The following is a 22005-nucleotide window of genomic DNA, read 5'->3' as shown; positions in this document are numbered from 1 at the left end:
GACTACTTTGCCATCGCCCGCTGGAACGCCGGGCGCGCGGTGATGCGCTCGACATACTCCTTGAACACCAACGTCTCGGCCATCCGCTTCACCATGATCATGAACTGGATCGCGCCGCCGACCATGATGTCCGCGGCGGAAAACTTATCGCCGAGGAAGTACCGGTTCTCGGCCAGGTGCCGGTTCAGCAAGGCATCGACCTCGTCGGGCTCGGGCCAGCCCATCGCGCCGGTGACATGTTCGATCTTCAGGTGCCGCTCGAGCATCGCCGGCTCCAGCACGCCCGGCCGGTAGGCGAGCCAGGACAGCAGCGCGCCGCGCTTGGGCTCGCCGACCCGCGGTCCCAGACCCGCCTCGGGGAAAAGATCCACCAGGTAGAGCGCGATCGCGGCACTCTCGAACACCAGCGCGCCGTCATGCAGCAATGCCGGGACCTTGCCGTGCGGATGCGGATTGTTGGGATCGCGCGCGCCCTTGCCGTCGGCCGTGCGCGTCGTTACCACCCGGGTCTCGTAAGACGCACCGATCTCCTCCAGCAGCCAGATGATGCTGGCCGAGCGCGTCTGGGGCTTGGAAATCAGGGTGAGCATGCCGTTCCTCCGATCCGTTCTCTTCGCTCGCACTATAGCGGCGGCGTCGCGCCCGAAAAGCGCAACCATCCGCGGGCGCGGACGTTTATCCCGGTCTTCCAGCGCCGAGGATCTTCAGAATGGCAGACCGGATGGTGACCACCCGCGATGTTCTGCCGGGCGATCCGCGCGTGCGCGGCGCCCATTGGGACGGCGAGGGGACCAATTTCTCACTCTTCTCCACCCATGCCGAGCGGGTCGAGCTCTGCATCTTCGATTCCAAGGGCCGCAAGGAGATCGACCGCATCACCTTGCCCGAATATACCGACGAGATCTGGCACGGCTACCTGCCGGGGCTGGGGCCGGGCACGCTCTACGGCTATCGCGTCCACGGTCCCTACGCGCCGGAGCAGGGCCATCGCTTCAACCCCAACAAGCTGCTGATCGACCCCTACACCCGCGAGCTGGTCGGCGACGTCAAATGGTCCTCGGCGCATTACGGCTACAAGCTGCGGGCAAAGGAGAAGGACCTCTCCTTCGACGACCGCGACAGCGCCGCCTATATGCCGAAATGCCGGATCATCGACCCCGAGGCCAAGGAATGGCGCGAGGACCCGCGCCCGCAAATCCCCTGGGCCGAGACCGTGTTCTACGAGACCCATGTCCGCGGCTTCACCCAGCTCCACCCGGCGATCCCGCCGGAATTCCGGGGCAAGTTCGAAGGCCTCGGCCACCAGGCGGTGGTTGACTATGTGAAGAGCCTCGGCATCACCGCGATCGAGCTGCTGCCGGTGCATGCCTTCCCCGACGACGAGCACCTGCTGAAGCGGGGCCTCAAGAACTATTGGGGCTACAACTCGATCGCCTTCTTCGCCCCGGCCGCGCGCTACGTGGGGCCGCAGGGCCTGGCCGGCTTCCGCAACATGGTGCATGCCTTCCACGACGCCGGCATCGAGGTGATCCTCGACGTGGTCTACAACCACACCGCCGAGGGCAACGAACTCGGGCCGACGCTCTCCTTCAAGGGCATCGACAACTTCGCCTATTACCGGACGCAGGCCGGCCAGCCGCGCTACTACGTCAACGACACCGGCACCGGCAACACCTTCAACACCTCGCATCCCCGCGTGCTGCAGCTCATCCTGGACTCGCTGCGTTACTGGGCGACCGAGATGCATGTCGACGGCTTCCGCTTCGACCTCGGCACCATCCTCGGGCGCGAGCCCAACGGCTTCGACCAGCGCGGCGGCTTCTTCGACGCGATCGGCCAGGATCCGGTGCTCTCGCGGGTAAAGCTGATCGGCGAGCCCTGGGACATCGGTCCCGGCGGCTACCAGGTCGGCGGCTTTCCGCCCGGCTGGGCCGAATGGAACGACAAGTATCGCGACACCGTCCGCGACTACTGGAAGGGCAGCGAGGGCATCATGCGCGACTTCGCCGCGCGGGTGACCGGCTCCGGCGACATCTACGACATCCGCGGGCGCCGGCCCTGGGCCACGGTCAACTTCGTCACCGCCCATGACGGCTTCACCCTGAACGACCTCGTCTCCTACAACGACAAGCACAACGAGATGAACGGCGAGGACAACCGCGACGGCCATTCCGACAACCGCAGCTATAACTATGGCGAGGAAGGTCCGACCGACGACGTGGGCATCAACGCCACGCGCGCGCTCCAGAAGCGCAACTTCCTCGCCACGTTGCTGCTCTCCCACGGCACGCCGATGCTGCTCGCCGGCGACGAGTTCGGCCGCAGCCAGGACGGCAACAACAACGCCTATGCCCAAGACAACACGATCAACTGGATCGACTGGGAAGGCATCGACGACGCAGGCCGCGCGCTCACGGATTTCCTGAGGAAGCTCACCTGGTATCGCCGCGAGCAGCCGATCCTCCGCCGCCAGAGTTTCCGCGACGGCCTGGTGATCGCCTGGCTCAATCCCGGCGGTGGCGACGAGACCGAGGAGCAATGGGCACTACCGACCGCGAAGACCATCGGGCTGCGCTTGACCTATCCGGAAGCGCCTAAGGACTCATCGCAATGGCAGGATGTGTTGATCCTCTACAACGCCCATGACGGCACGGTGCCCTTCACCTTGCCGGCGCGCGAAGGCAATCCCTGGAAACCGATCATCGACACCGCGAACCCGGAAGCGAAATCCGAAGGCCTCCCCGGCGGCCCGCTGGAACTACCGGGCCGGTCGTTGATGCTGTTGGTGTAGCGGGCTGGATCTTCGCACAATCGCAGCCGGCGATATCACGGCTGCATCAACCCCCTACCCAGCCTCCCCCCATCTTGGGGGGAGGGGACTTTATGAAGACGCCGCCTCGCGAGAACGCGATGGCTGGAGCCATCCGTGCTCGCTGCCGCTGTCCCCGCCCCCAAGATGGGGGCGGGTATGGGTGGGGGTTGACGGTTCCGCTACTGTGAGCCGCCGCTACCCCTTGAATCGCGGCTTCTCGATCCCCGCCATCGTGCACAAGGCATCGACCATCGCCGAGAAATCCTGGCCGCCGAAGCCGCTGGCCCGCGCCATGCTGAAGGCCTCGCGCGCCGCCGCCGCCATCGGCATCGGCACTTTCGCGCTGTTGGCGGCATCGACGATCAGGCTCAGGTCCTTGTGTGCGAGGTCGATGGTGAAGCCGGGCGAGGTATCGCCCTTCAGCACCTTGTTCGGCCAGTTGAGCTTCAGCTGCCCGTTGGTCGCCGTCGTGCCGTAGAGCACGTCCAACGTCTTCTCCAGCGCGAGACCGAATCGCTGCGACAAGGCCAAAGCCTCGGCGTTCATCTCGCACAAGCCCACCGCCAGGAAGTTGTTCACCAGCTTCATCCGCGTTCCCGATCCGACCGGGCCGCAATGGTGGATGGTGGTGCCCATCGCCTCCAGCAGCGGCTTCACCCGCGCGAAATCCGCGTCCGTGCCGCCGACCATGAAGAGGGATTCCCCGCGATCCGCATGCTCGGCCAGGCGCCCGACCGGCGCATCGACGAAGCCGACGCCCCTGGCTGCCGCCGCCTTGGCCAGAGCATCGGTCGTTTCCGGGCTGACCGTGCTCATATCCATGATGAGGCCGCCGGGCTTCACATGGGCGAGCAGCCCGTCCTTGCCGCCGACGATCTCGCTGACCACAGCGGAGTTCGGCAGCATGGTGACGACGACGGGCGCTTCCTGCGCCACTTGCGCGGCGGTCTCCGCGCCGCGGCATTGCAGCTTCTCCATGTCGGCGACGGCGGCGCGGTTGATGTCGTTGACCACCAGCCGGAAGCCCTTGCGGCTCAAGTTCGAGGCCATGGGCTTGCCCATGCGGCCGAGGCCTACGAAGCCGATCGTCTCCATGTAATGCTCCTGAATTTCAGCGGATGATGAAAGGATTGGCGGTCTTGCCGACCATGTCGATCCAGACCGTCTTGGTCTGGAGATATTCGTGGATCGCGTCCTGGCCGCTCTCGCGCCCGATCCCGCTGCGCTTCATGCCGCCGAACGGCGCCATATAGCTGACCGCGCGATAGGTGTTGACCCAGACCGTCCCCGCGCTGAGCGCAGCACTCCCGCGCAGCACCCGCCCGATATCCGCGGTCCAAAGCCCGGCGGCCAGGCCATAGGGGCTGTCATTGGCGATCGCGAAGGCTTCTTCCTCGTCGTCGAAGGGAATGACTGAGAGGATCGGCCCGAACACTTCCTCGCGCGCGATGCGCATCGTGTTGTCGACCCCGGTGAAGACCGTCGGCTCGACGAACCAGCCGTCGCCGAGCTCCCGTGCATCCGGCCGCCCGCCGCCCATGGCACAGGTGGCGCCGCCCGCCCGCGCGATCTCGATATAGCTCAGCACCTTGTCGCGCTGTGCCAGCGTGGTGATCGGCCCAACCTGCGTCTCAAGCTTCGAGGGATCGCCGATCCGCGCCGAACGGCCGAGCTTGACCAGCCCCTCGACCACCTGGTCATGCACCTTGCGCTCGACCAGCAGCCGCGACCCGGCGATGCAGGTCTGCCCGGTCGCGGCGAAGATGCCGGAGACCGCACCGTTGATGGCACTTTCGAGATTGGCATCGGCGAAGACGATGTTGGCCGACTTGCCGCCGAGCTCCAGGGTGACCTGCTTCAACCCGGCCGCCGCCGCGCCATAGACCGAGAGTCCGCCGGCCTCGCCGCCGGTGAAGGCGATCTTGGCGACATCGGGGTGGCTGACCAGCGGCATGCCGCATTCGGCCGGGAAGCCGGTCACCGTGTTGACCACGCCCTCGGGAAAGCCGGCCTGCGCGAACAATTCCGCAAAGGCCAGGGTCGAGCAGGAGGCATGTTCCGACGGCTTGATCACCACGGTGTTGCCGGCGGCCAGCAGCGGCGCCAGCTTCCAGGTCAGCAGCAGCAAGGGCGAGTTCCACGGCACGATCGCGGCGATCACCCCCAGCGGCTCATGCCGGGTGAAGGCGAACATGTTGGGCTTGTCGATCGGCAGCACGGACCCTTCGATCTTGTCCGCGAGCCCGCCGTAGTAGCGATACCATTCCGCCATGTAGCGGACCTGCGCCGACATCTCGGCAATCAGCTTGCCGTTGTCGCGCGTCTCCAGCGCCGCCAGCCGCTCGGCATTCGCCCCGATCAGATCCGCCAACCGCACCAGCAGCTTGCCGCGCGCCGATGCGGTCATGCCGCGCCAGGGTCCCTTGAACGCCTGCGCCGCCGCCGCCACCGCCGCATCGACTGCGGCGGAATCGCAGCGCGGCACCAGCGCCCAGGGCTTGCCGGTGAAAGGATCGAAGCTTTCGAACGTCGCCCCAAGGGACGTACCGGTCGGCGCCGCCTTGCCCGCAACGATGTTGGTGAAACGCGTCAGCCCGGACATTCTTCTAACTTGGTGCGAAGCCGAGATGGGCGCGGAACCGGTTCTTGATGAAGACGGCGTCGCGCGACGGCATGGAACGCGGCGGGCTCTCCGCCGAAACCTTGATGACGAAGAGCCGCGGTCCCGCGGCCTCCTGCTGCAAGCTGGGAACGACCGCCGCGATCTCGTCCAGGCTGCGCAGCGTCACGGCGCTCGCGAAGCCGCTGGCGCCGGCGATGGCGGCGAGATCGATGCCGCGGCCGGTATGGCTCGCCTGCATGCCGGTCTCGCCGTAATGCTGGTTGTCGATCACCGCGATCGCGAGATTGCGCGGCCGGGCGGCGGCGATGGTGGCGAAGCCGCCCAATCCCATCAGCTGCTCGCCGTCGCCGGTCACCACCAGCACGCGGCGCTTCGGTTGGGCCAGGGCGAGGCCGAGCCCAACCAAAGCCGCGCCGCCCATGGCGCCCCAGAGATAATAGTTGTCGTCGCGGTCGCCGGCGGCATGCACGTCATAGGTCGGCGAGCCCAATCCGGTGACGACCAGCAGATCCTTCCGGTCTTTGAGCAGAGCGGCGACGGCCGCGCGACGTTCCAGCATGGCGGTCACCATTTCTTCCGGCCGAGCAGGCGCTGGCCGATCAGCACCGCCACCTGTTGGTCGGCCTTGAAGGCGAGATCGGCGGCGGCCGCGACGGTCTCGACCAGATCCTCGGCCGTGTCGGCGCGCAGCACCTTCATGCCGATCGCCTCCAGGCTCGGCTGGGTCGCGCGGCTCATCGGCATCTGCCAGGGATTGAACTCGGCCCATTCGCCGCGCATGGTCACCAGGATCAGCAGCGGAAACCGCCCGATCGCCGGCAGGGACAGCATGTTGATGCAATTGCCGACCCCGCTCGACTGCATCAGCAGGACCGAACGCTGCCCGCCGAGCCAGGCGCCGGCCGCGATGGCGACACCTTCCTCCTCGGTGGTGAGCACCGTCGAGATCACGTCCCGGTCGGCCTGGAACAGGTTGATCAGCGCGGTATGCCCGGCATCCGGCACATAGGCCATCTGCCGGACCTCGGCCGCCTTCAGCAGCCGATGGATCTCCGCCGGCCAGGTGGCGACGTCGGTATCCGATCTTCCGTCCATGCGTTACATCCGTCGCGCTTGATCTTCTCCTCCCCTCAGGGAGGAGATACTTCATCTTCCCCTCCCCCCTTCAGGGGGGAGGTCGGGAGGGGGGCACGTGTTATAGTCACCCGATGGACAGCATGGAACCACGCCCCGCACTCGACCGGCAAGCACCCCAAAATGGGGAGCCCACCACTTCCGAACAGAAGCTCTGCCGTTTCGTCGCCGATCTCCGCTTCGAGGCGATCCCGCCGCGCGTCATCCAGTTCGGCAAGGGCCTCATGATCGACTGGCTGGGCTCGGCTCTGGCGGGGAAGGGCGCGCCGCAGGTCGAGGCGCTCGAACGCTTCGCCGCCGCGATGGGGCCGAGCGACGGTCCGAGCACCATCGTCACCAGCCGCCGCAAGACCAGCCCCTATTTCGCCGCCATGGTCAACGCCGCGGCGAGCCACGTGGTCGAGCAGGACGATGTCCACAACGGCTCGGTCTTCCATCCGGCGACGGTGGTCTTTCCGCCGGTCCTCGCCGTCGCCGAGGCCGAGGGCAAATCCGGACGCGACATCCTCACCGCCGCCATCGCCGGCTACGAGACCGGGATCCGCATCGGCGAGTTCCTCGGCCGCTCGCATTACGAAGTCTTCCACACCACGGGCACGGCGGGCACGCTCGCCGCCGCCATGGCGGTCGGCAAGCTCCTCGGCCTCGACGCCGTCGCGCTCAACCACGCGCTCGGCTCGGCCGGCACGCAGGCCGCGGGCTTGTGGGAATTCCTCCGCGATGCCGCGGATTCCAAGCAGCTCCACACCGCCAAGGCCGCCGGCGACGGCCTGCTGGCCGCTTACCTCTCAAGAGACGGCTTCAAGGGGGCGACCCGCATCCTCGAAGGCAAGCAAGGCCTCGCCGCCGGCATGTCGAGCGACGCCGATCCTTCGCGCCTGACCGATGGCCTCGGCACCCGCTGGGCCACGGAAGAAACCAGCTTCAAATGGCACGCCGCCTGCCGCCACACCCATCCGGCGGCGGATGCACTGCAGCTCCTGATGCAACGCGAGAACCTCCGCGCCGAAGACATCGCCGAGGTCACCTGCCACGTGCACCAGGCCGCGATCGACGTCCTCGGCCCGGTCACCGACCCGAAGACCGTCCACCAGGCCAAGTTCTCCATGGGCACGGTGCTGGGCCTGATTGCCGTGCACGGCGTCGCGGATCTGGACGCGTTCGAACGGTATGCGCTCACCGACCCGAAGGTCGCCGCCTTCCGCAACAAGGTCCGCATGCTGCGCGACGCCGAAGTGGACGCGCTCTATCCGAAGCGCTGGGTCGGAAAACTCACCGCCACCAGCACGTTGAGGCGCGCGCTTGAAGCGCGGGTCGACGAGCCGAAGGGCGATCCTGGAAACACGCTGTCAGCCGCCGAGATCGAGGAGAAGGCAACGCGGCTCGCGGTGTTTCGCAGTGGTGCCACCGCAGATGAGATGCGCAAGTTGATCGCCCGAATTTGGGACGCCGAAAGCGAGGGAAGGCCCGAACTCCTGCCCGCCAGAATCGACAATCAACAATGAATCTTCATCGCGTCCTGCTGGCTCTTGCCGTACTCACCTGCTTCTGCAGCACCGCGTCGGCGGACGAAGTTGTGCCGGCGCCGGAATCCGTTTTGTTTCGTCCAGTTCATGACGTTGTGACGGTGGAGAAGAATGCTTGGATCTTCGGTGGGCCTGGCGGCAATGCCATCTTCAAGCTCAAAGCGCGAACTCGGGTGGCCGCGCAGGCTGTTTCCGTGGACGGCCGCTGGTGGGAGATCGTTTTCCCCAATGGCGATATCGGTTACGCGCCCACAGTCTCTCTTGTGAACAAGCCATAGTCGCTTCGCCCCGACTGTCTCCCGCGCGCGCTTGAGCAGCCCCGCATCGCCGCCTTCCAGCAGCGGCAGCATCAGCCCCTTCTCTTGGAGATAGGTCTTAGCGAACTTCGGATCCCGCGCCAGGATCGAGCTCGTGTTGTCCAGAAGATCGGCGAGCTTCACCGTCTTGGCGTCGGGCTTGTCGCAGCGCGCGCCCATCTATCGCACGGCTCGGACTATCCTTGGTAGAATTGCCTGTTATTATTGGTTGTGCTCTTCACAAAGAATACGGCTCGAAATGGCGGCGGGCGATGTATATGATGGACGTTGAGCGACCAATGCGGAGATACGCCGGTGGGAATGGTATTCGAGATGCAGGCCGTGACGGCGCGCCAGATTGAAGCGATGCACAAGGACCCGCGCCTAGCCGACGCGGTGTTCGCTTTGAGCGCGTACGACAAGAACCCGAAGCAGCCGTTCGATGAACCGCTGTCTGAACGCCTCGACTTGGATAAGAGCTGGGCGATTCTCAATTTCCTGTTTGATAGAGCTGCACCTCCCTTCAACTCCACCGCTCCAGCGTATTCGTGTGACCTCTTGAGTGGGGCAAGCATCGGGGAGCCGAAAGACTACGGTCCTCTCGGTTTGTGGGATGTCGAGGACACCAAGGAACTCGCCGCTTACCTGAAGGGAGTGACTTGGGAACAACTCTTGGCGCACTTTGACAGTCAGGAAATGTGGGAGGCGGACACTTATATGGTGGAGGCGGAGGACATCGGGGACGAGATTGGTGAGCGCGAACTGCGCGAGTATGCGAGCAGCAATTTCCAAGCGTTGCGGAACTATGTTTTGAAAGCGGCAGAAGCGGGAAATGGCTTGCTGGCTTGGGTCGGCTAAGAGCGAAATGATATGGGGCTGGCCGGTGTATTTGCGCGTCTGCCCGACATGCGCCCCCACTGGGCGTCCGCTCGGCAGCTCGATTTTCAGCGGTCTTCTGGGTCTAGCGAGACGACGCCCTGCCCGCGAGCGGCGGGATTGGCGTGATGTCACCCTCCGCCGGCTCCCCCTGCGCCGAGATCTTCACCTCGATCGGCGACGTGATGTTCATGTCCCGCTGCGGGTTGGGGATCTCGATGCCGTGCTGCTGGAATCGGTCCCAGACCTCGAGCAGCACCTCGCTCTTCACATTGGTCACCCCGTTATGCGGATCACCGATCCAGAAGCGGAGCTCGAGGTCGATCGCGCTGTCGCCGAAGCCCTTGACCAGGCAGGCGGGCTCCGGCGTCTTGAGCACGCGCGCGACCGCGGCGGCGGCCTCCACGCATAAGGCAATCGCTCGGCGCGGGTCGGAATCATAGGAGATGCCGAGCGGAATCTTCAGCCGGATCTGGTCCGAGCTGTAGGTCCAGTTCTCGACCTGCTGCGTCACCAGGTCTTCGTTCGGGATCAGGAACTCGCGGCCGTCCCGCGCGACGATCGAGATGTAGCGCGCGCCCAAGGACTGCACCCGGCCGTAGGTCTCGCCGACCGCGATCACGTCGCCCGGCTTGATCGAGCGGTCGAGCAGGATGGTGATGCCGCTGACGAAGTTGGAAACCATCTTCTGCAGGCCGAAGCCGATGCCGACGCCAATGGCGCCGGTCAGAACGGCGAAGGCGGTGAGGTCGATACCGACCGATTGCAGCGCCGCGACCACCGCGATCACCGTCAGCACGATCTTCAAGAGCTTGACCACCAGAACCCGCAGCGACGGCGTCAGGCTGTTGAGGGTGGTGACGCGCCGCTCCAGCATCCGCCCGGTGACGGTCGCCAGCCACAGCAGCATCGCCAGCAGCAGCACCGCCTTGATCACGGTGAGCGCCGAGATCCGCAAGGTGCCGACGTTGACCGCCGCGGTATCCAGCAGCTCCATGGTCGGCGCCAGCAGGTGCAGGATGTTGAGCGCGGCGATGGTCCAGGCGACGACGGTGACGAAACGCGACCAGAGCGGATCCTTGAGCAGGTTGGCGCTGAAGCGGATCACGATCCAGGCGGCCAGCAGGCTGACCATCAGGTTGATCACCTGCAGCGGCAGGGCGGCGGCCGCCGCGACGACCAGCGCGATCAGCAAGAGCAGCAGCCAGATCACCGGCAAGGTCAGTGCCGCCAGCGCCAGGTTGATGCGGGCGAATTGCGTCTCGAACCGGCCCCAGCGGTGGGCGGCGAGAAAGCCGCGCAGCCGCGGCGAGAGCAGGCGCGCCGCCAGGAAGGCCGCGAGCACGACCAGCAGCTGCCCGAAGGTGGCGACGCTCAGCGCGAGCGCATTCTCGCTCAGCCAGGCCTCGGCCTCGCGCCAGCGCTCCAGATAGAAATCGGCGCTCAGGAACTGGTCCAAGCGAGCACCTCGCAATTCATCGACGACAGGGCTTCAGCGCACCGAACGGTGCGCCATCAGGTAGAACGGCGCTGCGGCCGTTCCGTGCCACGTATCGGGTCCATTTTCGGATGAAATGGTCGGAGTGAGAGGATTCGAACCTCCGGCCCCTGCGTCCCGAACACAGTGCTCTACCAGGCTGAGCTACACTCCGACGCTGGCTCGTACGGGGTCGCCCCCGCGCAGGGACCCGCTATATACCGTCCGACCCCCTGCTGCGCAAGCGGCGTTCTTAACTGAATCGGGGAGCGCGCAAGCGGCGTCTTAGCGCCCGCAGACCGGTGAAAAGCCTTGTCGCTGCGCTGGTTCGGAAGGGAGTGCGTGCGGGGCCGAAATCGCCGACAGAGGGATTCCGTTTCGCCGCTCCTGAGGTCGACAAGACCGTACACCCCGGTGTGTTCATTGTCAACATGGGCGCTAACCCGCTGACCGGGCGCCTAAATTCTTTCGAGCCGGACGCAAGATTATTTCGCGGGCGTTTGGGTCAGTGGCCGCGCTGGATGCAGAAATCGACCACCTCGGTGAGCGCCCGCTTCTCGGCGCTGTCCTTGAAGATGCCGAGCGCGTCCTTGGCCATGGCGCCGTAATGCGCCGCGCGGGCCACGGTGTCCTTGAGCGCGCCGTGGCGGCTCATCAGGCCGATCGCTTCCGGGAGGTCTTCCGGCCGCTGCTCCTGGGCTTCCATGACGCGCTGCCAGAAGGTGCGCTCCTCGGCGCCGCCCCTGAGGAAGGCGAGGATGACGGGGAGGGTGATCTTGCCCTCGCGGAAGTCGTCGCCGACGGTCTTGCCGAGCGCCTCCTGCTTGGCCGAGTAGTCCAGCGCGTCGTCGATCAGCTGGAAGGCGATGCCGAGGTTGAGGCCGTAGCTGGAGAGCGCCTCCTGATCGGTCTTCGGCCGCTCGGCGATCACGGCGCCGACCTCGCAGGCCGCGGAGAAGAGGGCCGCAGTCTTGCCCTTGATCACCTCGAGATAGGCGAGCTCGGTGGTCGCGGTGTCGTTGCTGGTGATGAGCTGCAGCACCTCGCCCTCGGCGATCACCGCGGAGGCACTGGACAGGATTTCCAGCACCCGCAGCGAGCCCGGGATCACCATCAACTGGAAGGCGCGGCTGAACAGGAAGTCGCCGACCAGCACCGAGGGTTTGTTGCCCCAGAGCACGTTGGCCGAGGCTTCGCCGCGCCGCAGCGCGCTGTCATCGACCACGTCGTCATGCAGCAGCGTCGCGGTATGGATGAACTCGACGCAGGCCGCCAGCGTCTGGTGATGCTCGCCGCGATAGCCGCACATCCTGGCCGCGGCCAGGGTCAATATCGGCCGCAGCCGCTTGCCGCCGGCGGCGATGATATGGCCGGCAAGTTCGGGAATGAGCGCCACCGGCGACTGCATCTGCTTCAGGATGATCTGGTTGACCCGCGCCATGTCGGCATCGACCAGGGAGGCCAGACGCTCCAAGGCGTCCGGCTCGCGGCCGGCGCGTTCCGCGTCGAGGTTCACGACTACTGCCAAAGCGACACCAAATCATGCGTGGTTTCAGGCCGCAGCATAGAAGCATAATGATGAGGGTCAAGCCGCCCACGGGCCGGGGTTCCGGGCCTGCTGCGGCGGAAAGACGCGGGGTTTGGATGGAAGCCGCTGCATTGGATGCGCCGATCGATAGTCTGCTGGACGGCCGGGTTGAGGTCGCCCAGCCGGCCGACGGCTATCGCGTCGCGGTCGATGCGGTGCTGCTGGCCGCCGCGGTGGATGCGCCTGAGGGCGGGTCGGTGCTGGATCTCGGCTGCGGCGTCGGCTCGGTCGGCCTCTGCCTCGCCTGGCGCCGCCCGGATCTCCGCGTGACCGGCCTCGACCGCGAGCCGGTCTTCGCCGCCTGCGCCCGCGCCAACGCCGCGCGCAACGGCATGGCGGCCCGGCTCGTGATCTTCGAAGCGGACCTGCGCGCGCCGCTGCCGCAGAAGTTCGACCAGGTCGCGATGAATCCGCCCTATCTCAAAGCCGGCACGGCGACGGTCTCGGCGCATCCGCTGAAAGCCGCCGCCACGGCGGAGAGCGAAGCGAAGCTCGCCGACTGGATCGCCGCCGCCCGCGACGCGCTGAAGCCCGGCGGCATCCTCACCTTGATCCACCGCGCCGACCGCCTGGACGATGTGCTCGCTGCGGTGGGTCGCAGCTTCGGCGGCATCGCGATCCTGCCCATTCACCCGAAGCAAGGCCGCGCCGCCAAGCGTATTCTCCTGCGCGCGCAACTGGGCTCCGGCGAACCGCTTGCAATCCTGCCGGCGCTGGTGCTGCACGCAGACGACGGCGCCTTCACCCCGGCCGCCGAGAGCATCCTGCGCGACGGAAAGGCGCTGCCGATGCGGGTCTCGCCTGCTTGACCCCTTGTCACCCACACCGCTAAATGGTCGCCATGACTTTGACCCTGCCGAAAATCCTCCTCCTGCTGCTGGTCGCCTTCCTGGCTTGGCGGTTCCTGAAGCGGCACAACATCATCGGCGGCTCGCGACCCCAGGCGCAGCCGCGCGCGACTCCAAACCAGAAGGCCGAAGGCGCCATCGAGGACATGGTTAAATGCCCGAAATGCGGCGCCTACGTGCCGGCCAAGGGCGGCCACGACTGCCCCGGCGCCTGAGCTCCCGCTCAGCTTGATTAATCCCCATCTGCCCGATATTTTGCGCCGCACCATAAAAGCAGGCGACCAGGGGAAATGCCCGCCAAACCGAACCCCGAGACCTCGTTCCAGGCCCTGATTCTGAAGCTCCAGAATTATTGGGCCCGCCAAGGCTGCGTGATTCTCCAGCCCTATGACATGGAGGTCGGCGCCGGCACCTTCCACTGGGCGACCACGCTCCGCGCCCTCGGTCCGAAGCCCTGGCGCGCGGCTTACGTGCAGCCCTCGCGCCGGCCGAAGGACGGCCGCTACGGCGAGAACCCCAACCGCCTCCAGCACTATTACCAGTTCCAGGTGATCCTGAAGCCGTCGCCCGCCGACAGCCAGGAGCTCTACCTCGGCAGCCTGAAGGAGATCGGCATCGATCCCGCGCGCCACGACATCCGTTTCGTGGAAGACGACTGGGAAAGCCCGACCTTGGGCGCTTGGGGCCTCGGCTGGGAGGTCTGGTGCGACGGCATGGAAGTCTCGCAGTTCACCTATTTCCAGCAGGTCGGCGGCATCGAATGCGACCCGGTCTCGACCGAGCTCACCTACGGGCTCGAGCGCCTGATCATGTATGTGCAGGGCGTCGAGAACGTCTACGACCTCGACTTCAACGGCCACGGGATGTCCTACGGCGACGTCTATCTCCAGGCCGAGCAGCAATACTCCGCCTACAACTTCGAATGCGCGAACACCGATCTGCTGTTCCAGCACTTCAAGGACGCCGAGGTCGAATGCGCGGCCTTGCTCGACCGCAACAAGGCGCTGCCGCTCCCGGCCTATGACCAGGCCCTAAAGGCCAGCCACATCTTCAACCTGCTCGACGCCCGCGGCGTGATCTCGGTGACCGAGCGCCAGGCCTATATCGGCCGCGTCCGCGCGCTGGCCAAGCGCTGCTGCGAAGCCTTCGTCGCGACGCAGGGTCAGGCGTAATGGCCGAGCTCCTCCTCGAACTCTTCTCGGAAGAGATCCCCGCGCGCATGCAGGCGCGCGCCGCGGATGACCTGAAGCGCCTCGTCACCGAGAAGCTGAAGGCCGCCGGCCTGAGCTTCACCCGCGCCGACGCCTACGCGACGCCGCGCCGCCTGGCGCTGGTGGTGGACGGATTGCCGACCGCGCAGCCCGACGTGAAGGAAGAGAAGAAAGGCCCGCGCGTCGGCTCGCCGCAGCAGGCGATCGACGGCTTCCTGAAGTCCGCCGGCTTCTCGTCGTTGGACCAATGCGAGAAGCGCGACACCGGCAAGGGCGAGTTCTACTTCGCCGTGATCGAGAAGAAGGGCGGCGATACTTCAAAGGTAATTTCGGAGACCTTGAAAGAGATTGTGCCGGGATTTCCGTGGCCGAAGTCCATGCGCTGGGCGTTCAATAGGCTTCGGTGGGTCCGGCCACTTCAAAGTGCGATTTGCATCTTCAATGGCGACTATGTTGCCTTAGACATTAGCTGGCAGGGTTCACGGAGCTATACGGACCCTAAGGATTCAGCTCTGGAGTTTAACAATTGGACACAGGGTCATCGCTTTCTCTCGCCAGGTAAGTTTATCGTCTCCGGCTTTGCCGACTACCAGTCGAAGCTGCGCGCTGCGAAGGTCATCCTCGATCCTGCCGAGCGCCGGGCCGAGATCTGGAAGCAGGCGCAGGCTTTGGCCGCGAAGGAAGGCCTCACGGTCAAGCAGGACGACGCATTGCTGGATGAAGTGACCGGGCTGGTCGAATGGCCCGTCGCACTCATCGGTCGCATCGATGACGCCTTCATGACCCTGCCGCCCGAGGTCATGACCACGACGATGCGGGTCAATCAGAAATACTTCGCGGTCCTGTCATCGGACGCCAAGCTGGCGCCGCGTTTCATCGTCGTCGCCAACACCGAGGCCGACGACAGCGGCAAGGCGATCGTCGCCGGCAACGAGCGCGTGCTGCGCGCGCGTTTGTCCGACGCCCAGTTCTTCTGGGAGCAGGACAAGAAGGTTCGGTTGCAGGATCGTGTCGCCGCGCTCGACGGCATCACCTATCACGCCAAGCTCGGCTCCGTCGGCGACAAGGTGAAGCGCATGCGCGCGCTTGCCGCCGTGCTTTCGGAGAAGATCCCGAACGGCGATGCCGGTCAGGCCGACCAGGCCGCGCATCTCGCCAAGGCTGACCTGGTGTCCGGGATGGTGGGCGAGTTCCCGGAACTCCAGGGGATCATGGGGCGTTATTACGCGCGGAACGAGGGATTGTCCGACGCCGTGGCCGACGCAATCGCCGATCATTACAAGCCCTTGGGCCCGAACGATCTCTGCCCGAAGGCCCCGGTCTCGATCGCCGTGGCCCTGGCGGAGAAGATCGATTCCCTGGTCGGCTTCTTCACCATCGATGAGCGGCCGACCGGTTCGAAGGATCCCTTCGCGCTGCGCCGCGCGGCGCTCGGGATCATTCGGCTGATCCTCGAGAACAAGCTGCGCCTTGGCCTGCGCGCGGTGCTGGAGCAGTCCTACAAGAGCTACGCGCTCGGCAACGCACCGCAGCCGGTGATCGGTCTGCTGATGGACTTCTTCGCCGACCGCTTGAAGGTGGCGTTGAAGGAGCAGGGCATCCGCCACGACTTGATCTCGGCGGTGTTCGCGCTGGGTGACGAGGACGATTTGACGCGCCTGATCGCGCGGGTCGATGCGCTGAAGGGCTTTGTCGAGAGCCCGGACGGTGTCAACCTTTTGGCCGCGCACAAGCGCGCCGCCAACATCGTGCGCATCGAGGAGAAGAAGGACAGCGCCCGCTACGACGGCGGCATCGATCCCGCGGCCCTGGTCGAGGAGCCGGAGAAGGCGCTGAACGCGGCGCTTTCCAAGGTGTCCGAATCGGCCAAGGCGGCGATCGCGCGCGAGGATTTCACCGGCGCCATGTCCGCCATGGCGCAACTGCGGGCTCCGGTCGATGCTTTCTTCGACAAGGTGACCGTGAACGACAAGGACCCGAAGCTGCGCGCCAACCGTTTGCGCATGCTCTCGGCGATCAACGCGACCCTGTCCGCCGTGGCGGACTTTTCCAAGATCGAGGGCTGAGCCGCCCCGCTGAAGAGGAGACTTCCCCGTGGCCTCGAATGCAGTTCGCAAGCAACCGGAAACCAGCAGCGCGAAGTGGGTCTACCGCTTCGGCGCCGGGGCGACCGAGGGCCGGGCGGAGATGAAGAATCTCCTCGGCGGCAAGGGCGCCAATCTCGCCGAGATGGCGTCGCTGGGCCTTCCCGTGCCGCCGGGCTTCACCATCACCACCGAGGTCTGCACCTACTTCTACGCCAACGCCCGCGAATATCCGGCCGAGCTCAAGGCCGAAGTCTCCGCCGGCGTCGCGCATATCGAGAACGCGGTCGGCCTGAAGTTCGGCCATCCGGAGAACCCGCTGCTGGTCTCGGTGCGCTCGGGCGCGCGCGTCTCCATGCCTGGCATGATGGACACGGTCTTGAACCTCGGCCTCAACGACGAGACCACCGAAGGCCTGGCCAAGAAGTCGGGCGACCGCCGCTTCGCCTATGACTCCTACCGCCGCTTCATCCAGATGTACGGCAACGTCGTGCTCGGCGTGGAGCACCACAATTTCGAGGAGGCGCTGGAGCTGCACAAGCAGGACCGCGGCGTCGAGCTCGACACCGAGTTGACCGCCGAGGACTGGTTGAAGGTCATCGCCGAATACAAGGCGCGGATCGAGGAGGAGCTGGGCAAGCCCTTCCCGCAGGACCCGCATGAGCAGCTCTGGGGCGCGATCGGCGCCGTGTTCGGCTCCTGGGACATCCCGCGCGCCAAGACCTATCGCAAGCTCAACAACATCCCGGAAGAGTGGGGCACCGCGGTCAACGTCCAGGCCATGGTGTTCGGGAACATGGGCGACGACTGCGCCACCGGCGTGGCCTTCACCCGCAATCCCTCGACCGGCGCCAAGGAGTTCTATGGCGAGTATCTGGTCAACGCCCAGGGCGAGGACGTGGTCGCCGGCATCCGCACGCCGCAGCACCTGACCCTCGAGGGCAAGAAGGCCAACAAGTCCACGCTGCCGGCGATGGAAGAGGTGATGCCCGAGGTCTTCAAGCAGCTGGATGGGGTGCGCGCGCAGCTCGAGAAGCATTACCGCGACATGCAGGACATCGAGTTCACGGTGCAGCAGGGCAAGCTCTACATGCTGCAGACCCGCAACGGCAAGCGCACCGCCCAGGCCGCGCTGAAGATCGCCGTCGATCTCTGCAACGAGGGCCTGATCGACAAGAAGACCGCGGTCGCCCGCGTCGATCCCGCTTCGCTCGACCAACTGCTGCACCCGCGTCTCGATCCCAAGGCGAAGAAGGAGACGATCGCCCGCGGCCTGCCCGCATCGCCGGGTGCGGCATCCGGCAAGATCGCCTTCACCGCCGACGAGGCCGAGGACCGCGCCGCCAAGGGCGAGCGCGTGATCCTGGTCCGCGTCGAGACCAGCCCGGAAGACATCCACGGCATGCATGCCGCGGCCGGCATCCTCACCACCCGCGGCGGCATGACCAGCCATGCGGCGGTGGTGGCGCGCGGCATGGGCCGTCCTTGCGTTTCCGGCGCCGGCGATCTCCGGGTCGATGACGTGAAGAAGACCATGGTGGTGCGCGGCAAGACCATCGGCGCCGGCGACATCATCACCATCGACGGCGGCACCGGCGAAGTCATGTTCGGCGAGGTGCCGACCATCGAGCCGGAGCTCTCCGGCGACTTCGCCAACCTGATGGCCTGGGCGGACAGCTTCCGTCAGCTGAAGGTCCGCACCAATGCCGAGACCCCACTCGATGCCCGCACCGCGCGGCAGTTCGGCGCCGAGGGGATCGGTCTCTGCCGCACCGAGCATATGTTCTTCGACAGCGACCGCATCGTCGCCATGCGCGAGACCATCATGGCCGAGGATGTGGAGGGCCGGAAGAAGGCGCTGGCCAAGCTCTTGCCGATGCAGCGCCAGGACTTCATCGAGCTGTTCCAGATCATGCGCGGGCTGCCGGTCACGATCCGTCTCCTCGATCCGCCGCTGCACGAGTTCCTGCCGCACAGCAAGGCGGAGCTGGCGGAAGTGGCCGCCGCTTCCGGCCTCTCGGTCGATTGGGTGACGCAGCGGGCGGCGCAGCTCAAGGAATCCAACCCGATGCTCGGCCATCGCGGCTGCCGCCTCGGCATCACCTATCCTGAGATCTACGAGATGCAGGCCCGGGCGATCTTCGAGGCCGCGGCCGAGGTGAAGAAGAAGCAGGGCGAGACCTCGGAAGCCGAGATCATGATCCCGCTGGTCGGCATCCCGAAGGAGCTCTCGTTGATGCGCGCGGTGATCGACCACGTGGCGCGCGAGGTGCAGAAGGAGAGCGGCGTCGAGCTGCCCTATTCCGTCGGCACCATGATCGAGCTGCCGCGCGCCGCTTTGCTCGCTGACCAGATCGCCAAGGACGCTGCCTTCTTCAGCTTCGGCACCAACGATCTGACCCAGACGACCTATGGCCTCTCCCGCGACGATGCCGGCCGCTTCCTGCAGGCCTATGAGCGCCAGGGCATCATCAAGCAGGATCCCTTCATCAGCCTCGACCGCGAAGGTGTGGGCGAGCTGGTGAAGATCGCCGCTGAGCGCGGCCGCAAGACCCGCGCCAACATCAAGCTCGGCATCTGCGGCGAGCATGGCGGCGATCCGGCCTCGATCCACTTCTGCGCGGAAGTCGGCCTCGACTACGTCTCCTGCTCGCCCTACCGCGTGCCGATCGCGCGGCTCGCCGCCGCCCAGGCTGCGCTCACCGGCGACCAGTCCGGCCGCAAGGGCGAGGGCTGAAGAGTCTTTCGTGGAGACAGCCATCGACCCCTCACCCCAGCCCTCTCCCTCCCGTCGGCGCAGGCCGACATTCGTCGGCGGGGGAGAGGGGGATTTTGTCCGCGCTCCGCGCGTAAGTTTTCCGGGTCGTCTCTCTCAGCAGCGCAATAGAATCCCCTCTCCCCTTCAGGGAGAGGGTCAGGGTGAGGGGTCGACGTGACCTCTTTGGCTGATCTCCGAGCTGGCGGCAAACCAGCTCTCGCAAACATCCTAGCCAAGCTCGAGTCATCGCCGGATGACGGCGATCTCACGACGCTGCTGACCGATGCCTATCTCGCACCGCTCGGCCAGGTGATCGGCCTCACCGGTCCGCCGGGTGTCGGCAAGTCGACCCTGGCCGGCGCGCTGATCTCCGCCTACCGCGCCCAGGGGAAGAGCGTCGGCGTCATCGCGGTCGATCCCTCGTCGCGGCGGACCGGCGGCGCGCTGCTCGGCGATCGCGTCCGGTTGCGCAGCGATCCCGACGACCAGGGCACCTTCATCCGCTCGATGGCCGCCCGCGACCAATTGGGTGGACTCGCCGAGATCACCTTCGGCGCCATGGTGCTGATGCGCGCGGTCTACGACATCGTGCTGGTCGAGACCGTCGGCGTCGGCCAGTCGGAGACCGACATCTCGATGGCGGCGGACACCGTGGTGTTCTGCGTGCAGCCGGGCTCCGGCGACAGCCTGCAGTTCATGAAGGCCGGCATCGTCGAGATTCCCGACATCGTGGTCGTCACCAAGGGCGACATGGGTCCTGCGGCGACGCGGGCGCGCGCCGACGTGGTCGGTGCGCTCGGCATGGCGGCGGAGCCCAGCTTCGATTGGACGGTCGCGGTGAAGATCGTCACCGCCACGTCGGGCGAGGGTCTGGACGCGCTGCTCGCCGAGATCGGCGAGCATTGGCATTGGCTGCACCGCGAGGGTCATCTCGCCGAACGCCGCCGCCTGCAGGCCGAGAACTGGCTGAAACAGGCGATCAAGGACCGCTACGGCCGCGAAGGGTTGAAGCGCTTGGGCGCAATCAGCCTTGCGCCGGAGACGGCGCCGTTCGGATTGCTGGCCCGCACTGACGACTGACGCAGCCATCACGCGGAGAGGTCAACCCCCTGCCTAGTGGGGGTTGACGGTTCAGCTACTGTGCGCCTCATAGATCCGCGAAAGCCGCGATCGCGGCGCGGTCGAAGCCCTTGCTGGCGGTCAGCAGCTGCCGCGAATAGGGGTGCTGCAACTCGCCCTTGGCCAACATCGCGCTATCCGCGGTCTCGACGATCTCGCCAGTGCGCATGATGGCGAGGCGTTCGCAGAGCTGCGCCACCACGGCGAGATCGTGGCTGACCAGGATATAGGTGAGGTCGAGCTCCTGGCGCAGCTTGGCCAGCAGGTTCAAGACTTCCGCCTGGATCGAGACGTCGAGCGCCGAGGTCGGCTCGTCGAGCAGCAGCAGCTTCGGCCGCAGGATCAGCGCCCGGGCGATGGCGACGCGCTGGCGCTGCCCGCCGGAGAGCTGGTGCGGATAGCGGAAGCGGAAGGAGGGGCCGAGCTGGACCTGCTCCAGCGTGTCCTTCACCCGGTTCTCGATGTCGCCGATCCCATGGACCTGCAGCGGCTCGGCCAGGATGCGGTCGACCGTGTGCTTCGGGTGCAGCGAGCCGTAGGGGTCCTGGAACACCATCTGGATCGCGCGCTTCGCCTCCTTGTCGCGGTCGCGCGCCAGCGGCTTGCCGGCGACGGTGATCTCGCCGTCCCAGGCCGGGTTGAGGCCGGCCAGCACGCGCAGCACCGTGGTCTTGCCGGAGCCGGATTCGCCCACCAGCCCGAAGCTCTCTCCAGCGGCGATCGAGAAGCTGACGCCGGCCAGCGCGCGGACATGATGCTTCCCGGTGTAGAAGTCGACCTCGAGATTCTTCACCTCGATCATGGGCGAAGTCGTGTTCATCGGCTCACCGGCGCCATCCAGCTGGGATCCCGCTGCAGGGTCGGGAGCACATCGACCGGCTTCTCCAGGTTGGGCGTGCAGGCGAGCAGCCCACGGGTATAGGGATGCTTGGCCGCGCTCAGATGCTTGGCATCGAGCTCTTCCATGACCTGGCCGGCATACATGACCAGCACCCGGTCGCAGAAGGTGCTGACCAGGTTGAGGTCATGGCTGATGAAGATGAGGCCCATGTCGCGGGTCTTCACCAGGTCGTCGAGGATGGCGAGGACCTGCAGCCGCACCGTCACGTCGAGCGCCGAGGTCGGCTCGTCGGCGATCAGCATCTCGGGCTCGGTCACCAGCATCATCGCGATCATGACCCGCTGGCCCATGCCGCCGGATAGCTCATGCGGCCAGGCGCGGAACACGCGCTCGGGATCGCGGATCTTCACCGCTTCCAGCATCTCCATGGCGCGGGCCTTGAGCGCGCTTTTGGCATTGGTGCGCGCGGCCGCTTCCATCAGCTGGTCGCCGACCCGCATCACGGGATTGAGCGAGTATTTCGGGTCCTGCATCACCATGGTGATGCGGCGGCCGCGGATCTTGCGCCACTGGGCGTTGGAGAGGCCGAGCAGGCTCTGGCCGTCGAACTCCAGCTTCTGCGCGCTGACCATGCCGGGGGTGAGGCCGAGGATCGCCCGCGCCGTCTGCGACTTGCCGGAGCCGGACTCGCCGACGATCGCCAGCTTCTCGCGTCCCAGGGTGAAGGAGACGTCGCGCACCACGTGGTTGATGCCGGTCGGCGTGTTGAACCGGATGTTCAGCTTCTCGACGTCGAGGATCGGCTTCGCCAT

Annotated in this window: 19 protein-coding genes and 1 tRNA gene; 9 read left to right on the top strand and 11 right to left on the bottom strand. The window is 66.1% G+C overall.

All coding sequences use genetic code 11. The features are described from left to right. Positions 1–2 precede the first annotated feature (2 nt). A complete protein-coding gene (locus tag ACH2CY_RS06645; RefSeq protein ID WP_395017331.1) occupies positions 3–590 on the bottom strand; it encodes a glutathione S-transferase family protein in 588 nt (195 codons plus the stop codon). Between the two features lie 119 nt (positions 591–709). On the opposite strand from ACH2CY_RS06645, the gene glgX reads away from it, so the two are divergent. Continuing rightward, a complete protein-coding gene (gene glgX, locus ACH2CY_RS06640; RefSeq protein WP_395017328.1) occupies positions 710–2791 on the top strand; it encodes a glycogen debranching protein GlgX in 2082 nt (693 codons plus the stop codon). A 216-nt stretch (positions 2792–3007) separates the two neighbouring features. Here the strand turns inward: glgX and ACH2CY_RS06635 are convergent, their stop codons facing one another. From ACH2CY_RS06635 to ACH2CY_RS06620, 4 genes are read right to left on the bottom strand one after another with little or no spacing between them, the layout of a single operon-like run. After that, positions 3008–3907 carry an NAD(P)-dependent oxidoreductase gene (locus ACH2CY_RS06635; protein ID WP_395017325.1) on the bottom strand — a complete coding sequence of 300 codons (900 nt, stop codon included), beginning with the start codon at positions 3905–3907 and terminating at the stop codon, positions 3008–3010. Positions 3908–3923: 16 nt separating this feature from the next. Next, positions 3924–5414 carry an aldehyde dehydrogenase gene (locus ACH2CY_RS06630; protein ID WP_395017322.1) on the bottom strand — a complete coding sequence of 497 codons (1491 nt, stop codon included), beginning with the start codon at positions 5412–5414 and terminating at the stop codon, positions 3924–3926. Positions 5415–5418: 4 nt separating this feature from the next. Continuing rightward, positions 5419–5994: a thiamine pyrophosphate-dependent enzyme gene (locus tag ACH2CY_RS06625; protein WP_395017319.1), complete on the bottom strand. Its 576-nt coding sequence runs from the start codon at positions 5992–5994 to the stop codon at positions 5419–5421. A 5-nt stretch (positions 5995–5999) separates the two neighbouring features. Then, positions 6000–6530, bottom strand: coding sequence for a phosphonopyruvate decarboxylase (locus ACH2CY_RS06620; protein ID WP_395017316.1), 531 nt, complete (start codon positions 6528–6530; stop codon positions 6000–6002). A 122-nt stretch (positions 6531–6652) separates the two neighbouring features. Between ACH2CY_RS06620 and ACH2CY_RS06615 the strand changes: the two genes are divergently transcribed. Further along, positions 6653–8074, top strand: a complete 1422-nt coding sequence (locus tag ACH2CY_RS06615; RefSeq protein ID WP_395017313.1) for an MmgE/PrpD family protein — start codon at positions 6653–6655, stop codon at positions 8072–8074. Here the strand turns inward: ACH2CY_RS06615 and ACH2CY_RS06610 are convergent. Beyond that, complete coding sequence (locus ACH2CY_RS06610; protein ID WP_395017310.1) at positions 8065–8571, bottom strand: hypothetical protein; 507 nt, start codon at positions 8569–8571, stop codon at positions 8065–8067. The genes ACH2CY_RS06615 and ACH2CY_RS06610 overlap by 10 nt on opposite strands. A gap of 141 nt (positions 8572–8712) precedes the next feature. Between ACH2CY_RS06610 and ACH2CY_RS06605 the strand changes: the two genes are divergently transcribed. Then, the gene (locus ACH2CY_RS06605; protein WP_395017307.1) at positions 8713–9249 is read left to right on the top strand and encodes a DUF1877 family protein; all 537 of its coding nucleotides are present in this window, start codon (positions 8713–8715) and stop codon (positions 9247–9249) included. Positions 9250–9352: 103 nt separating this feature from the next. Here ACH2CY_RS06605 and ACH2CY_RS06600 read toward each other — a convergent pair whose 3' ends face one another. The 3 genes from ACH2CY_RS06600 to ACH2CY_RS06590 form a co-directional block, all read right to left on the bottom strand. Next, positions 9353–10726 carry a mechanosensitive ion channel family protein gene (locus ACH2CY_RS06600; RefSeq protein ID WP_395017304.1) on the bottom strand — a complete coding sequence of 458 codons (1374 nt, stop codon included), beginning with the start codon at positions 10724–10726 and terminating at the stop codon, positions 9353–9355. 116 nt (positions 10727–10842) lie between these two features. Then, positions 10843–10919 (bottom strand) — tRNA-Pro (locus ACH2CY_RS06595). Between the two features lie 330 nt (positions 10920–11249). Next, a complete protein-coding gene (locus ACH2CY_RS06590; protein ID WP_395017301.1) occupies positions 11250–12272 on the bottom strand; it encodes a polyprenyl synthetase family protein in 1023 nt (340 codons plus the stop codon). A 116-nt stretch (positions 12273–12388) separates the two neighbouring features. Here ACH2CY_RS06590 and ACH2CY_RS06585 point away from each other — a divergent pair, with 116 nt between their 5' ends. The 6 genes from ACH2CY_RS06585 (at position 12389) to ACH2CY_RS06560 (ending at position 20313) form a co-directional block, all read left to right on the top strand. Continuing rightward, the gene (locus tag ACH2CY_RS06585; RefSeq protein WP_395017298.1) at positions 12389–13141 is read left to right on the top strand and encodes a tRNA1(Val) (adenine(37)-N6)-methyltransferase; all 753 of its coding nucleotides are present in this window, start codon (positions 12389–12391) and stop codon (positions 13139–13141) included. A gap of 32 nt (positions 13142–13173) precedes the next feature. Further along, on the top strand, positions 13174–13395 hold the full coding sequence (locus tag ACH2CY_RS06580; protein ID WP_395017295.1) for a hypothetical protein: 222 nt from the start codon (positions 13174–13176) through the stop codon (positions 13393–13395). A gap of 75 nt (positions 13396–13470) precedes the next feature. Continuing rightward, positions 13471–14352, top strand: coding sequence for a glycine--tRNA ligase subunit alpha (locus ACH2CY_RS06575; protein ID WP_395017292.1), 882 nt, complete (start codon positions 13471–13473; stop codon positions 14350–14352). Beyond that, positions 14352–16457 (top strand): glycine--tRNA ligase subunit beta, encoded by a 2106-nt coding sequence (glyS, locus tag ACH2CY_RS06570; RefSeq protein ID WP_395017289.1) that lies wholly within the window; start codon positions 14352–14354, stop codon positions 16455–16457. Before ACH2CY_RS06575 ends, glyS begins: the two co-directional genes overlap by 1 nt. Positions 16458–16485: 28 nt before the next feature. Further along, positions 16486–19212, top strand: coding sequence for a pyruvate, phosphate dikinase (gene ppdK, locus ACH2CY_RS06565; RefSeq protein ID WP_395017287.1), 2727 nt, complete (start codon positions 16486–16488; stop codon positions 19210–19212). Positions 19213–19407: 195 nt separating this feature from the next. Next, on the top strand, positions 19408–20313 hold the full coding sequence (locus tag ACH2CY_RS06560) for an ArgK/MeaB family GTPase (protein ID WP_395017286.1): 906 nt from the start codon (positions 19408–19410) through the stop codon (positions 20311–20313). A 67-nt stretch (positions 20314–20380) separates the two neighbouring features. Here ACH2CY_RS06560 and ACH2CY_RS06555 read toward each other — a convergent pair whose 3' ends face one another. Then, complete coding sequence (locus tag ACH2CY_RS06555) at positions 20381–21172, bottom strand: ABC transporter ATP-binding protein (protein ID WP_395017283.1); 792 nt, start codon at positions 21170–21172, stop codon at positions 20381–20383. Continuing rightward, positions 21169–22005, bottom strand: coding sequence for an ABC transporter ATP-binding protein (locus ACH2CY_RS06550; RefSeq protein ID WP_395017281.1), 837 nt, complete (start codon positions 22003–22005; stop codon positions 21169–21171). The genes ACH2CY_RS06555 and ACH2CY_RS06550 overlap by 4 nt, the downstream gene beginning before the upstream one ends.

Origin of the sequence: Dongia sp., from assembly GCF_041905885.1 — a bacterium.
GTDB lineage: Bacteria > Pseudomonadota > Alphaproteobacteria > Dongiales > Dongiaceae > Dongia.
This window is presented reverse-complemented; position numbering and strand designations above follow the sequence as displayed.